Genomic DNA, 14248 nt, shown 5'->3' on the forward strand with positions numbered 1-14248 from the left:
CGTGCAGGGCCGCTACGGAGAGCCGGACTCCAGCAGGTCGGCGGTGGCCCGCAGGATCGCGACGATCGCGGCGGTGCGCACGTCGGCCGGCGAACGCTGACCGTCGGGCTCGACGATGACCTTCTGCTGATCGACGGCGTCGTGCAGTGAGGTCAGCAGCACCCTCGAGCCGAGCGAGCCGGCGGCCGAGAGCAGCGGCCGCTGCTCGTAGTCGTCGTCGATGATGTCGAAGACCGCGGCGACGAACTCGCTGTTCGTGAGACCCGGGCTCTTCGCCAGCACCGCGAGGGCCGCGGTCGTGAACACACCGTGCCCGTTCGTCTCGAGCGCCACCTGATCGGGCTGACACGCACTGACGAGCACCTCGCGCTGGTCGCCGCGGGGCGCCGGGGCTTCGGCGGCGCGGTCGGTCTCGACGGCGACGACGCGGTCCCAGGCGGCTCGGCGGAACTCGTCGCCGAGCGCGGCGGCACGCTTGCTGCGGAACGCCTCCTCCTCGTCGCCGTCCAGGACCGTCATGCGGGGCGTCGCGCCGACGGGGTACCGCTTCGCGTCGAACTCCGAGCGCGTGAGGCCGCGGTTGACCGTTCCCGAGTGGCACGAGTCGAAGAAGAGCGTCGCCGAGACCCCGTCGGGGATCGCGTCCCAGATCGCGCCGAGGTCGTCATCGACGATGAGCTCCCCCCCTCGGAAGTCGACGGGGCAGAGCGCTTCGTCGCTCGCGCCGAACGCGTCGGTCTCGTCGCCGTCGAGGTCGGGGACGAACGTGCCGTGCCCGGCGAACTGGATGGCGACGACGTCGCCGTCCCGCGCGCTCGAGATCTTGTCGAGCATCGCCCGCAGGATCTCGTCGCGTGTCGCATCGCCGTCGCGGATGTACTCGACGTCGAACCTCGCGGCCTCAAGGGCCGCGCCCCACGCGTCGGCATCGGCCACGCAGCCGCCGAGCGGGTCCTTCGGGTACTTGTCGATGCCGATGCACAGGGCGAGCTTGCGCGGCACGGCACCGCGCACCCCCGTCGGCTCGGGGCGCGGCATGCGCGAGCTCCCGCCTTCGAGCGCGACCTCTCGCGCCCGCATCGGGAAGTCCGCGACACCGTCGGGCTCGTCGCTGTCGGGGACGCCGACGACGCGGCGCGCGAGGCTCATCATTGTCTCGACGTCGTTGTCGAAATCGCCGTGGGAGGTCGCCTGCGTGCTGCTGAGACGACCCTTCGAGATCGGCCCCTTCACAAGGCGGCCGGGGTCGTCTCCGAGGTAGGCCATCGTCCTCCCGGCACTGCGGAGATGCTCGTCCAGGCCGAGGATCTTGGCACCGCGCTCGGCCTCGAACGCCCGCGAGACCAGGTACAGCAGCGATTTGCGGTAGACCCCCGCGGTGTTGTCCCGCTTCTCGTGGGTCTCATCCATCGTGAAGATCGCGACGTCGTGGATCTTCCCGCTCTCGGCCAGGGGCAGGAGGGTCGCCTCGAAGGTGTCGAGCCGCACGGCCGGCGCGAGGAATGTGACGCTCGCGACGTGATCGATGGCATCGGCGCCGTCGAACAGGCGGGGGACGAAGTGCGAGTGGTAGATCGAACCGGCGCTGTGCCCGGCGACGTGGATGTCGATCGCCCCCTGATTGGCCGCCATGTACTCTCGCAGCGCGCCGGCGAGGACGTCCGCGCCGCCGCGGGTCCCGTCCTTCATCGCGGGGAGGCAGGCCGCCGCCGAGTCCAGCTTCATGTCGTCCCAGAACTTGCGCCCGCCGAGCACGCGGGCGGCGGCCTCGACGGCGCGATCCGTGATGTCGGTGAACCCCCGCTTGCCGGTGGCCTTCCCCGAGATGACGTCGGCGAGCGTCGTCATGAGCCCGCTCTCCCAGACCAGGTGGATGGGGTACACGCCGTTCTTCTTCCACCACGCGACCTGGTGGTGGGCCGTCAGCAGCCCGGCGCTCTTGTCGGTGAGCCCGCCGTGCGCCCAGATCAGCACAGGGACCGGTGGCGGCACGTCGCCCTTCGGCGCCTTCTTCGCCTGCTGCTCGACGAACGCGGCAAGGTCGGTCGCGACGATCCGGCGCACGTCGTCAGCGGTGGTCGCGAACTCCTCGACGGTGCGAGGCTTGGTCACCGACGTCGTCGCGAGCTTGCCGTCGGCGGTGTGGACGACGTGCTTGCGCAGCGCGGCCAGATCCGCCGCGCTCAGGGTCGCTCCGCGGGATGCTGTGGTGGTGGGCATGGTGTCACGTCCTGTCTGCTGGTGGTGGCGGTGGGCGGTGGTGCGCGTGGATCCGGTCATCGGGGTTCGAACTTCGCGCGGGGATCGGCGAAGACGGTGAAGGCGAGCGAGGTGAGATCACCGGCGTCGCGCGCGGCGCGGCGCGCAGCCAGGACGGCCTCGCCGAGCGTGGCCCCGTCGCGCAGCGCGTGCTCGTAGAACGTGCGGACGAACAGTGCCGTGACGTCGTCGCGTACGGCCCAGGAGCATCCGATGAACACTCCGACGCCGCCGCGGAGGAACACCTCGGCGAACCCGCCGAGTCCGGTGGCCCCCGAGCGCAGGCGTCCCACGTCGCACGCGCTCAGGAACACGAACGGCGTCGACGGCCTCCCCTCGTCTCCGCCGGCCTCGGGCAGGTCCCGCCGGGCATCCGAGTCGGTGTATGAGGCGGAGCCGTCGTTGCGACGCAGCGAGAAGCGGGCGAACGCGATCTCCTGGCCCAGCGGCGCCACGTCCCGCCATCTGCCGTGTCCCGCGAAATGGAGGAGGTCGAACTCGCCCTGCGAGATCGCGGCACGCAGCTGCGCGGCGTCGGCGGCCGTCTGCGGAGTGCGCTTGAGGAGCTTCTTGAGGATCGTGACCTCTTCGCGGGCGCGCGGAAGGCGCAGACGCCGGTTGACATAGCTCGGCGCGATCGCGACGACGCGGCGGGGATCGATCGGAATGACCGTGGGCCGGGGCGTCCCGTACATCCAGCGCATGAGCCCGAGGTCGCCGAGGAAGAACCGGTCGGCATCGGGACGCTGATTGCCCACCGGTACCAGGTGCACGATCTCCCACGGGATGTCGAGTTCACCCGACGTCTGCAGGACGAGCTGCGAGATCCGCCGTCGCCGGTTCCAGAGCAGGGCGTTGACGTCGTCGCCGAGGAGCTCGCGCGCGATCCGCGCGCCGAGGGACCGCACCTCCCGTCGGGCGGTCGCGGCGGCCGCCTCGGCGTCGGCATTCGCCTCCTCCTCGTAGGCGGAGCGGATGCCCGCGAGATCGGTGTAGATCTGCTCGACGTAGCCCGCCTTGTCGGGCAGGTGCGCCGTGTGGCGCGCCACGGTGTCGCCGATCTTCGCGGTGATGACCAGCTCGCTCTCACCGCGGGCGATGGACTCGTCGATCGCGAGCGTCGGCAGGTCGGCGATGCTGCGCGGCGGGACGGCGACGGATGCCTCGACCACCTGCGCATCGCCGGTGCCGACGCCGTCCGCATCGGCGGGCAGGATCGGGGCGCTCAGCGCAAGGGTGGCGAGCGTGGCCATGACCGGCGGCTGCGTGAACTTCACGGTGATGTGGCCGCGCCCGGGATCGCGCGGGACGAGACGGAAGACGAGGCGCCGGGGCGCGTCGCCAGAGGTGGGCAGAGTGGTGGTGAGGGATGCCGGCTGCCCTTCGGCGAAGGAGAGGCCGCGCAGCTGCACCGCCACCTCGATCTCGCGCGTCGGGTCGAACTGCGCCGGAACCCTGATGTGTGCGGTGCCCGCCGTCGGGACGAGGTCCTGCAGCGACACCCGGACGACCGCCTCGAACTCGATTTCCTGCACGAGCCGTGACGGCATCGCCGCGTCGACGAAAGCCGGCACGGGTGCCGCGCCGGCCACACCCGTCGACGGCACGGCGGGCCGCGCCGCGGGCCCGGGGGGCGGGAGGGGCGCGGGCGCCGGTGCCGGAGCCGCCATCGGCGGCGGTGCGAGTCCGGGCGATCGCCCTCCGACGGAGAAGCCCCCGCCGAGGATGTCGCCGAGGTCGGGTGGCGGGACGGCCCGAGGCAGGGGCCGCGCGGGGGTCGCGCCCATGCCGCCGTGCGCGACCTTCTCCTCGAGCGCGGCCATCCCCGTCTCGGCCTCGCTCGCGACGATGCTGAGGTGCACCCTCTCCCCACCGCGCACGACGATCCGCGCCGAGTACCCGTGCCCGTCGGGCTCGAGGTGGACCAGCACCACTCCGGAGTCGCGCGAGACGATCACGGCGTAATGGAAGTCGTCGGACCCGTGCACGCGCACCGTGGCCACGGTGTCCGCTCGCCCTTCCAGCAGGGCGTCGGCCAGCAGCATGATGCCCGTCCGGTCGGGGCCGGTGCCGGGCGGGGCGGGGTCCAGACGCACCTCGAGGGCATCGGCGTCGGCATCGACGTCGACGCGCGGCCCATCCGGAACCAGAGTCATCCCGACCCCCTCGCTCCGCTGCCCGTTCCCCACGAGCACCGCCACCTGGTGAATCCGAGGAGTGCAGTCCGGTGCACAGCATACGAGCGCACGCCTCACCGCACCAGAGCGCGCCGCGCCGGGTCCTGATACCTCGGAAGCACGGATGCCGAGGCCCGCGGCATCCGTCCCGCTACCAGGCGTGCAGCGCCTCGGCGACGGTTTCGAACTCGTGCTCGGAGAGGGCCAGCTGCACCGCTTCGGCGATGGTGAGTTCGGCCCCCGCGAGTTCACCGGCCTCGACGCTCTGCGGATCGCGGCCGCGGAGGATCTCGAGGTACGGGGTGTGGACGGTGAAGGCCTCCACGTCGAAGATGCCGATGCGCCGGCGGATCTCCCCGGCCGCCACGGCCAGCGCGGCCGCCCGCCATGCCTCGCCGTGCGCGGCGGCGACCGCGCACACCCCCTCGAGCCCGTACGCGACCCCCTCGTCATAGTGCAGTCCGACCGAGATCAGGAGGGTGTGCACGAACTCACGCTCGGCCTCGTCGATGCGGCCGAGCTGGAAGTTCAGCCGCGCGCGGAGGTTGCCCGCGACGGAGGTCGTGAACAGATCGCCGCGGGACTCGGCGACAGAGGTGGCGCGGTCGAAGTGCGCGAGCGCGTCGTCGGTGGAACCGCGCACCCAGGCGAGCCGGCCGAGCGAGACCTCGGTGATCGCCTCCGCCCATGTGTTGCCGAGCTCTCGCAGGGTCACGACCGCCTCGCGCAGTTCGCCCGCGGCCTTGTCGGTGTCGAGGGGGGAGAACTGCACGCGCGCGGTGGCACGGGCGGCGAGGGCCATCGCTGCCGCATCCTCGTCGCCGCTCTCGCGGAACAGACGGACGCATTCGCCGAGTCCGGCCACCACCTGCTCGCTGGGCCGCTGCCACATCTCGCCCCACAGCGCGAAGAACCAGGCGATCGCGCGAGTGTGCGGGGTGATCGGCTGCTCGTGCTGCTTCTCGAGGAGCTCCAGCATCCACACCCGGACCTCCGCGAAGAAGCCGGAGATCCACCAGTAGATCAGCAAGCACCAGGCGAAGTCGCCGGCGTCGTCGAGCCGGTTCGTGTAGACGAGGTGGCGAACGGCAGCGCGGAGGTTCGGCAGATCGAGGCCGAGCCGCACCACAGCCTCGGCCTGGCCGCGTCCGCCGAGATCGGGGGCGATGCGCTCGACGAGCCCCCGGTAGTAATCGGCGTGGGCGCGCCGCACGCGCTGCGCGTCGCCGCGCTCCTTGAGGCGCCCGAGCGCGTACTCGCGCACGATCGCGAGCAGTGAGAAGACCCGCCGGCCGCCGAGCTCGCTCTGCTTCACGAGCGAGCCGTCCGCGAGGGCGGCGAGGGCATCGATCGCGTGAGGGCCCCACGGACGGCCCTCGCCCAGCGCCTCGACGGCGTCGAGCGTGAACCTCGTCGCGAACACCCCGAGGTCCTCGAGGAGGTCGCGGTGCTCGGAGGGCAGCAGGCTCACGCTCCAGTCGATCGTCGCCCGCATCGTGCGGTGCCGCTCGGGCAGATCGCGCACTGCCGCCGTCAGGAGCGGCAGGCTCTGCTCGAGGCGGCTCGCGATCTGCGCCGGGTTCAGGATCCGCACCTTCGCCGCGGCGAGCTCGATCGCCAGCGGCAGGCCCTCCAGGCGCCGGCAGATGTCCGCGAGATCCCGCGCGTTGCCCGGCGTGACGTCGAAGCGGGGATCGATCGCGCGTGCGCGGTCGACGAACAGCGACACCGCCGCGGAGCGCGTGGTGCGGTCGAGGCTCGCCGGGCCGTCGCCGGCCGGAGTCGTGAGCGGCGGCACGTCGTACACGTGCTCGCCGCGGATGCGCAGCACGATCCGGCTCGTCACCAGGAACGTCGCCGCCGGCGCGAGGGTGTACAGCCGCACCAGGACGGGTGCGGCATCCACGATCTGCTCGAAGTTGTCGACCACGATCAGCACGCGGCGATCCGTGAGGGCGTGGGCGATGCGCTCCTCGAGCGCGGCTTCGCCGTTGTCACGGATGCCGAGATAGTAGGCGATCGTCGGCAGCAGCAGCCCGGGTTCGAGCACGCCCTCGAGGAGGACGAAGTACACGCCGTCGGGGAAGAGGTCGCCGCAGGCCAGCGCGGACTCGATCGCGAGCCGGCTCTTGCCGATGCCGCCCGGCCCGATGAGGCTCACCACGCGGTCGGTGCCTCGCGCCAGGAGCGTGCGCACCGCGTCGATGTCGGCTTCGCGGCCGATGGTGGTCGTGTAGGGCACGGGGACGCGGCCGACCAGGCTCACCGGTACCGCATCGGCGTCGGGCACCTCCGGCGCACGGGATTCGTCGAAGCGTTCGGCGAGGAGCATGGCGAGGTCGCCGGCGACGTGGTCTTCGAGGTCGTGGGCGTTGTGGAAGTGGAGGTAGGCGGCGGTGTCGTCGGCTTGGATGCGGGCGATGAGGTCGGTGAGCCGCTGGTCGCGGGTGTCGGTGTCTTTGACGTAGATGAGTTTGGGCATGCCGGCGGGGGCGAGGTTGTATTCGTCTTCGAGGCCGGAGACGTTCTCGTCGGGGGCGACCCAGCCGTAGCTCTGGCCGTAGATGCCGATGAAGATGTCGGATTGGGCGAGGTAGGAGCGGTAGAGGTCGCGGGGCGGGTGGGGGCGGGCGCCGAGTTCGAACATCACTGGGGCGAGCCGGAGCCGCTCGATGGCCGACCGCACTGCTTCTCGTTCTTCCGCGAGCTCGCGCAGGGTCGAGCTCACGAACACCCGGATCCGCTGGTCGGGCGTACGGATCACCGGGGTTCGCTCGGGGCCTGTCACCACGAAGGGACCTTCGCTCGGACGTCCGCGTCGGCGTCGGGCAGTGCGATCGAGATGGCCTCCGCAAGGCCCATCTCCCTCCCCGCGCGCTCGCCGGCCTCGACGCTCTCGGGGTCGACGGCCCGCAGGGCCTCGAGCGGCGCCAGGTGGATGGCGAAGCCTTCGATGTCGTAGATGCCCGTCGTCTCACGGATCGTCGCCGCCACCGCCGAGAGAGCGCCGGCACGCCACGCGTCGCCGTGCGAGGCGGCGATCGCGCACATGCCCTCCAGCCCGTAGGTGGCGCCGTCGACGAAGTGCAGCCGGATCGACAGCAGCAGCGTCAGCAGGAACTCCGCCTCGGCCTCGTCGCGCTCGCCCAGAACGAAGCGCAGACGCGCGCGGTTGTTGCCAGCAACGACGCGGGTGAAGGCGTCATCGGCGGCGTCGGCGATGTCGACCGCGCGACCGAGGTGCTCCAGCGCCGCCGGGATGTCGCGACGCAGCATGCCGAACTGACCGAGCACCGTCTCGGCGAGGGACTCCGACCAGCTGTCGCCGAGGTCGTGGAGGGTCGCGATCGCCTCGCCGATCTCGGCCAGGAACACCTCTTCGTCGAGGTCGGTGGACTGCAGCCGGGTCGACGCCTTCGCGGCGAGCGCCATCGCGGCGGCCTGCTCGTCGCCGCTCTCGGTGAACAGCCGCACGACCTCGCCGAGGCGCTCCACCGCCTGATCGTTCGGGCGCTGCCACAGCTCCGCCCACAGCGGGAAGAACGTCGCGATCGCGCGTGTGCGCGGGGTCAGCGGCATCCGTTTCTCGAGCAGTTCCAGCATCCACAGCCGCACGTCGGCGAAGTACCCGCAGATCCACCAATAGGGGAACATCGTCCATGCGAAGTCGCCCGCATCGTCGAGCCGGTTCATGGAGACGAGGTGGCGCGCCGCCGCGCGCAGGTTCGGCACCTCGAGCCCCAGTTCGGCGACGGCGTCGATCTGCTCGGCGCCGCGCAGGCGCGGCGCGACCCGGTGCACCAGGTCGAGGTAGTAGTCGGCGTGCGCGATCCGCATCTCGTCGGCCGCCCTGCGGGACTCGAGCGTGTCGAGCGCGTATTCGCGCACGATCGCCAGAAGCGAGAACACCGAACGGCCGCCCGAGTCGATGCGCTGCACCAGGGACGCGTCGATCAGCGCGGCGAGCGTCTCGATCGTCTCGGAACCCCACGCACGGTTCTCACCCACCGCCTCGACCGACTCGAGACTGAACCGGGCGGCGAAGACGCCGAGGTCCTCGAGCATCGCCCGCTGCTCATCGGTCAACAGGCCCACGCTCCAGTCGATCGTCGCGCGCATGGTGCGGTGACGGTCGGGAAGGTCGCGCACCGAGGTCGACAGCAGCGGGAGGCTCTGCCCGAGCCGCTCGGCGACGTCGCGGGGCGAGAGGATCCGGATCTTCGCCGCGGCGAGCTCGATCGCCAGGGGCAGACCGTCGAGCTGCCGGCAGATGGCGATGACGTCGGCCGCGTTGTCGGCGGTCAGCTGGAAGCCGGGGAGTGCGGACGCGGCACGCTCGGCGAACAGCACGCACGCCGAGGAGGCCTGCGCCTGCGCGAGTGTGGCAGGAAGGTCTGGTGCGGGGGTGTCGAGCGTCTCGACCTCGAACACGCGCTCCCCGCGGATGCGCAGCACGATGCGGCTCGTCACCAGGAAGCACGCGCGCGGTGCCAGCGAGTACAGCCGCACCAGGACGGGCGCCTCGTCGATGATCTGCTCGAAGTTGTCGAGCACGATGAGCACGTGGCGGTCCCCGATCGCCTGCGCGATCCTCTCCTCGAGCGTAGCCGCGCCGGTGTCGCGCACGCCGAGGATGTAGGCGATCGTGGGCAGCAGCAGCCCCGGTTCGAGCACGCCCTCGAGCGGCACGAAGTAGACGCCGTCGGGGAACAGGTCGGTGTTCGCGTGCGCCGCCTCGATGGCGAGCCGGCTCTTGCCGATGCCGCCCGGCCCGATGAGGCTGACGACCCGGTGGAGGCCGCCGGCCAGCAGCGCCCGGATCTCGGCGAGCTCGCCCTCGCGACCGATCGTCTCGGTGTACGGCTCGGGCACGCGTGCCGCGAGCGAGATCTCGGCGGCCGTCGCCGGCTCGGTGCGCCGCGACTGGTCGAAGCGTTCGGCGAGGAGCATGGCGAGGTCGCCGGCGACGTGGTCTTCGAGGTCGTGGGCGTTGTGGAAGTGGAGGTAGGCGGCGGTGTCGTCGGCTTGGATGCGGGCGATGAGGTCGGTGAGCCGCTGGTCGCGGGTGTCGGTGTCTTTGACGTAGATGAGTTTGGGCATGCCGGCGGGGGCGAGGTTGTATTCGTCTTCGAGGCCGGAGACGTTCTCGTCGGGGGCGACCCAGCCGTAGCTCTGGCCGTAGATGCCGATGAAGATGTCGGATTGGGCGAGGTAGGAGCGGTAGAGGTCGCGGGGCGGGTGGGGGCGGGCGCCGAGTTCGAACATCACTGGGGCGAGCCGGAGCCGCTCGATGGCCGACCGCACTGCTTCTCGTTCTTCCGCGAGCTCGCGCAGGGTCGAGCTCACGAACACCCGGATCCGCTGGTCGGGCGTACGGATCACGGGGTGTTCCACCCCAGTCATGTGCATATACTGGCGCGATCGGGGAAGTTTCGCCATGGTTTCGGTGCACGGATGCATCGGATGCCCGGTCCCGTTTCGGCTCGGGCGCACCTCGTTCCGCGTCCCGGCCCCGCTCTTCCGTGAGGGCGCGCGCAGGAGTATGGTGCGGCGGTGACGGCGTCGGAGTGGACGCCGTTCGTCCGGATCGGGGCTTCGGGCGTCATCCCATGGGAGGGGAATTCGATGAAGAAGGTACTGGCGTGCGCGGTCGTGGCGATCGGGCTGGTGCTGGGCAGCGGCGGCGCGGCGATGGCGGGCGAGGTCAACGGGAACGGGGACGACACACCGATCGCGGGGCATGACACTGCTGCCTCGATCTGCGCGTTCTCGGGATTGGACACGGCGGACTCCATCGAGGGCGTCATCCCGTTCCCCGACGACACGCTCGCCCTGCGGGGCAACCAATCACCGGCGGGCAACGATCGCCACCACGGCGTGCAGAACTATGGGATGTTCCAGCGTCCGCTCGCCAAGGAGATGGGCATCGACGAGCTGGTGCCTTCTCCGGGCGCGGAGTGTCGCGGCAACCTCGAAAGCACCGCACCGTAAAGCCTGCAGCCTGGCCGCCTCCGCGCAGGTGCGGGGGCGGCTTCGGCGTTCCGGGCAGGCTTATACCGCAGCATCCAGAACTTTTCAAGAATCCGACTGGACACGGCGCGTCGTGCGACGTATAGTGGGTCTTTGCGCTCTTGGATTCCCCCTGCCCTCATATGGTGGTCGGCTGTGCCTGCGCCCCCTCACGTTCACGTGGGGAGTGCCGCGCGGGTTTCGGGGATGAGGAGCACTCCACCTGACGACAAGGAAACGAGCCCTACGGGCCCACGGAGGTAATCCCCTTGGCTGCTGCGAGCAACGCATCCAACCCCACCACCCCCAAGAACGGACGCGGAGCTTCCCGCCTCTCGTTCGCCAAGATCTCCGACACGCTGACGGTCCCCGACCTTCTGGCGCTGCAGACCGAGTCGTTCGACTGGCTCGTCGGCAACGAGGCCTGGAAGGCTCGCGTCGCCGACGCGAAGGCCGCCGGCCGCACCGACGTGCCCGAGGTCAGCGGCCTCGAGGAGATCTTCGAGGAGATCTCGCCGATCGAGGACCTGAGCGAGACGATGCAGCTCTCGTTCACGAACCCGTACCTCGAGCCCGAGAAGTACTCCATCGAGGAGTGCAAGGAGCGCGGCAAGACGTACGCGGCCCCGCTCTACGTCGAGGCCGAGTTCATGAACCACCAGACCGGTGAGATCAAGACCCAGACGGTCTTCATGGGCGACTTCCCGCTCCAGACCGACAAGGGCACGTTCATCATCAACGGCACCGAGCGCGTCGTCGTGTCGCAGCTCGTCCGTTCGCCCGGCGTCTACTTCGACAAGACGCCCGACAAGACGAGCGACAAGGACATCGTGTCGGCGCGCGTCATCCCGTCGCGCGGTGCCTGGCTCGAGTTCGAGATCGACAAGCGCGACCAGGTGGGCGTGCGCATCGACCGCAAGCGCAAGCAGTCGGTCACCGTCTTCCTGAAGGCCCTCGGCCTCACCAGCGAGGACATCCTCGCCGAGTTCGCCGGCTTCGACTCGATCGAGGAGACGCTCTCCAAGGACACGATCCTCACCAAGGAGGACGCGCTCCGCGACATCTACCGCAAGCTCCGTCCGGGCGAGCAGGTCGCCGCCGAGGCCGCCCGCGCGCTCCTGGACAACTTCTACTTCAACCCGAAGCGCTACGACCTCGCCAAGGTCGGCCGGTACAAGATCAACCACAAGCTCGGCGTCGACAAGCCGCTCACCGACTCGGTGCTGACGGTCGACGACATCGTCGCGACGATCAAGTACCTCGTCCGCCTCCACCGCGGCGACGTCACGTTCGACGGCGTGCGCGGCGGCAAGCCGGCCGAGATCCGCCTCGACGTCGACGACATCGACAACTTCGGCAACCGCCGTATCCGCGCGGTCGGCGAGCTCATCCAGAACCAGGTCCGCACCGGTCTGTCGCGCATGGAGCGCGTCGTCCGCGAGCGCATGACCACGCAGGACATCGAGGCGATCACGCCGCAGACCCTGATCAACGTCCGCCCCGTCGTGGCCGCGATCAAGGAGTTCTTCGGAACGTCGCAGCTGTCGCAGTTCATGGACCAGAACAACCCGCTCGCGGGTCTGACCCACAAGCGCCGCCTCTCGGCGCTCGGCCCCGGCGGTCTGTCGCGTGAGCGCGCAGGCGTCGAGGTCCGCGACGTCCACCCGTCGCACTACGGCCGCATGTGCCCCATCGAGACGCCGGAAGGCCCGAACATCGGTCTGATCGGCTCGCTCGCGTCCTTCGCGCGCATCAACGCGTTCGGCTTCATCGAGACGCCGTACCGTCGTGTCGTCGAGGGCAAGGTCACCGACCAGATCGACTACCTGACCGCCTCGGAGGAGAGCGACTACATCGTCGCCCAGGCCGGTGTCGAGCTCAAGGCCGACGGCAGCTTCGCGCAGGACCGCGTCCTGGCCCGTCGCGGCAACGGCGGCGAGGTCGACCTCTTCCACTCGGAGGAGATCGGCTACATGGACGTCTCGCCGCGCCAGATGGTGTCGGTGGCGACCTCGCTCATCCCGTTCCTCGAGCACGACGACGCCAACCGCGCCCTCATGGGCGCGAACATGCAGCGCCAGGCCGTCCCGCTCCTGCGCTCGGAGTCGCCGGTGGTCGGCACGGGTATGGAGGGCTTCGCCGCGATCGACGCCGGTGACGTCGTCACCGCCGACAAGGCAGGCGTCGTCGTCGAGGTATCGGCCGACGTCGTGACCGTGCAGCTCGACGAGGGCGGCACCCAGGACTACTTCCTGCGCAAGTTCGACCGCTCGAACCAGGGCACGTCGTACAACCAGCGCGTGGTCGTCTCGGCCGGTGAGCGCGTCGAGGCCGGCGAGGTCATCGCCGACGGTCCCGCGACCGAGAACGGCGAGCTCGCCCTCGGCAAGAACCTCCTCGTCGCGTTCATGACGTGGGAGGGTCACAACTTCGAGGACGCGATCATCCTCAGCCAGGACCTGGTGAAGGACGACACCCTCTCCTCGATCCACATCGAGGAGTACGAGGTCGACGCCCGCGACACGAAGCTCGGCAAGGAGGAGATCACGCGTGACCTCCCCAACGTCAGCCCCGACCTGCTGAAGGACCTCGACGAGCGCGGCATCATCCGCATCGGCGCCGAGGTGCGTCCCGGCGACATCCTCGTCGGCAAGGTCACGCCGAAGGGCGAGACCGAGCTGTCGGCCGAGGAGCGCCTGCTCCGCGCGATCTTCAACGAGAAGAGCCGCGAGGTCCGCGACACGTCGCTGAAGGTGCCCCACGGTGAGCAGGGCACGATCATCGCGGTCAAGGAGTTCAACGCCGAGGACGGCGACGACGAGCTCGGCTCGGGCGTCAACCGCCGCGTCGTGGTCTACATCGCCCAGAAGCGCAAGATCACCGAGGGCGACAAGCTCGCCGGTCGTCACGGCAACAAGGGCGTCATCGCGAAGATCCTCCCGGTGGAGGACATGCCGTTCCTGGCGGACGGCACGCCGGTCCAGGTCATCCTGAACCCGCTCGGCATCCCCGGTCGAATGAACTTCGGCCAGGTCCTCGAGCTCCACCTCGGCTGGATCGCCAAGCAGGGCTGGAAGGTCGAGGGCACCCCGGAGTGGGCCGCCCAGCTGCCCGAGCAGGCGTTCGAGGCTCCGGCGGGCACCAAGGTCGCCACGCCGGTGTTCGACGGCGCGTTCGAGGCCGAGATCGCGGGTCTGCTCGACTCGACGAACCCGACCCGCGACGGCGAGCGCCTGATCGACTCGTCCGGCAAGACGCAGTTGTTCGACGGCCGCTCCGGCGAGCCGTTCCCGGCTCCGATCTCGGTCGGCTACATGTACATCCTGAAGCTGCACCACCTCGTGGACGACAAGATCCACGCGCGCTCGACGGGCCCCTACTCGATGATCACCCAGCAGCCGCTCGGTGGTAAGGCGCAGTTCGGTGGCCAGCGCTTCGGTGAGATGGAGGTGTGGGCCCTCGAGGCCTACGGCGCCGCGTACGCGCTCCAGGAGCTCCTCACGATCAAGTCCGACGACATCCTCGGCCGCGTCAAGGTCTATGAGGCGATCGTCAAGGGCGAGAACATCCAGGAGCCCGGCATCCCCGAGTCGTTCAAGGTGCTCATGAAGGAGATGCAGTCGCTCTGCCTGAACGTCGAGGTCCTCTCGGCCGACGGCACGGCGGTCAACCTCCGCGACACGGACGACGACGCCTTCCGCGCCGCTGAAGAGCTCGGCATCAACATCTCCAGCCGCTTCGAGTCCTCGTCGATCGACGAGATCTAAGCGCGCCAGGTAACGAACGAATTTCCGACACAGGAG

At 70.0% G+C, this 14248-nt stretch carries 6 protein-coding genes; 2 read left to right on the forward strand and 4 right to left on the reverse strand.

The annotated features are described in order from the left end of the window. Positions 1-12: 12 nt before the first annotated feature. The 4 genes from MRBLWH3_RS06410 to MRBLWH3_RS06425 form a co-directional block, all read right to left on the reverse strand. Complete coding sequence (locus tag MRBLWH3_RS06410) at positions 13-2280, reverse strand: caspase family protein (RefSeq protein WP_363429783.1); 2268 nt, start codon at positions 2278-2280, stop codon at positions 13-15. Further along, positions 2277-4415 (reverse strand): CHAT domain-containing protein, encoded by a 2139-nt coding sequence (locus MRBLWH3_RS06415; RefSeq protein WP_363429785.1) that lies wholly within the window; start codon positions 4413-4415, stop codon positions 2277-2279. The genes MRBLWH3_RS06410 and MRBLWH3_RS06415 overlap by 4 nt, the downstream gene beginning before the upstream one ends. A 172-nt stretch (positions 4416-4587) precedes the next feature. Beyond that, on the reverse strand, positions 4588-7227 hold the full coding sequence (locus tag MRBLWH3_RS06420) for a DUF4062 domain-containing protein (protein ID WP_363429787.1): 2640 nt from the start codon (positions 7225-7227) through the stop codon (positions 4588-4590). Continuing rightward, entirely contained in the window at positions 7221-9839 is a 2619-nt protein-coding gene (locus MRBLWH3_RS06425) for a DUF4062 domain-containing protein (RefSeq protein ID WP_363429789.1), read from the reverse strand. Before MRBLWH3_RS06425 ends, MRBLWH3_RS06420 begins: the two co-directional genes overlap by 7 nt. Positions 9840-10061: 222 nt before the next feature. On the opposite strand from MRBLWH3_RS06425, the gene MRBLWH3_RS06430 reads away from it, so the two are divergent. Then, positions 10062-10427 (forward strand): hypothetical protein, encoded by a 366-nt coding sequence (locus tag MRBLWH3_RS06430; RefSeq protein WP_363429791.1) that lies wholly within the window; start codon positions 10062-10064, stop codon positions 10425-10427. Between the two features lie 287 nt (positions 10428-10714). Continuing rightward, the gene (locus tag MRBLWH3_RS06435; protein ID WP_341994249.1) at positions 10715-14212 is read left to right on the forward strand and encodes a DNA-directed RNA polymerase subunit beta; all 3498 of its coding nucleotides are present in this window, start codon (positions 10715-10717) and stop codon (positions 14210-14212) included. The last annotated feature ends 36 nt before the right edge of the window (positions 14213-14248 follow it).

It is taken from the genome of Microbacterium sp. LWH3-1.2 (assembly GCF_040675855.1).
In the GTDB taxonomy this organism is placed as follows: domain Bacteria; phylum Actinomycetota; class Actinomycetes; order Actinomycetales; family Microbacteriaceae; genus Microbacterium.

Excerpts from the sequence above, each read along its gene's own strand:
- MRBLWH3_RS06415 (WP_363429785.1), bottom strand. The coding sequence starts at position 4,415 with ATGACTCTGGTTCCGGATGGGCCGCGCGTCGACGTCGATGCCGACGCC.
- MRBLWH3_RS06430 (WP_363429791.1), top strand. The coding sequence starts at position 10,062 with ATGAAGAAGGTACTGGCGTGCGCGGTCGTGGCGATCGGGCTGGTGCTG.
- MRBLWH3_RS06410 (WP_363429783.1), bottom strand. The coding sequence starts at position 2,280 with ATGACCGGATCCACGCGCACCACCGCCCACCGCCACCACCAGCAGACA.
- MRBLWH3_RS06425 (WP_363429789.1), bottom strand. The coding sequence starts at position 9,839 with ATGACTGGGGTGGAACACCCCGTGATCCGTACGCCCGACCAGCGGATC.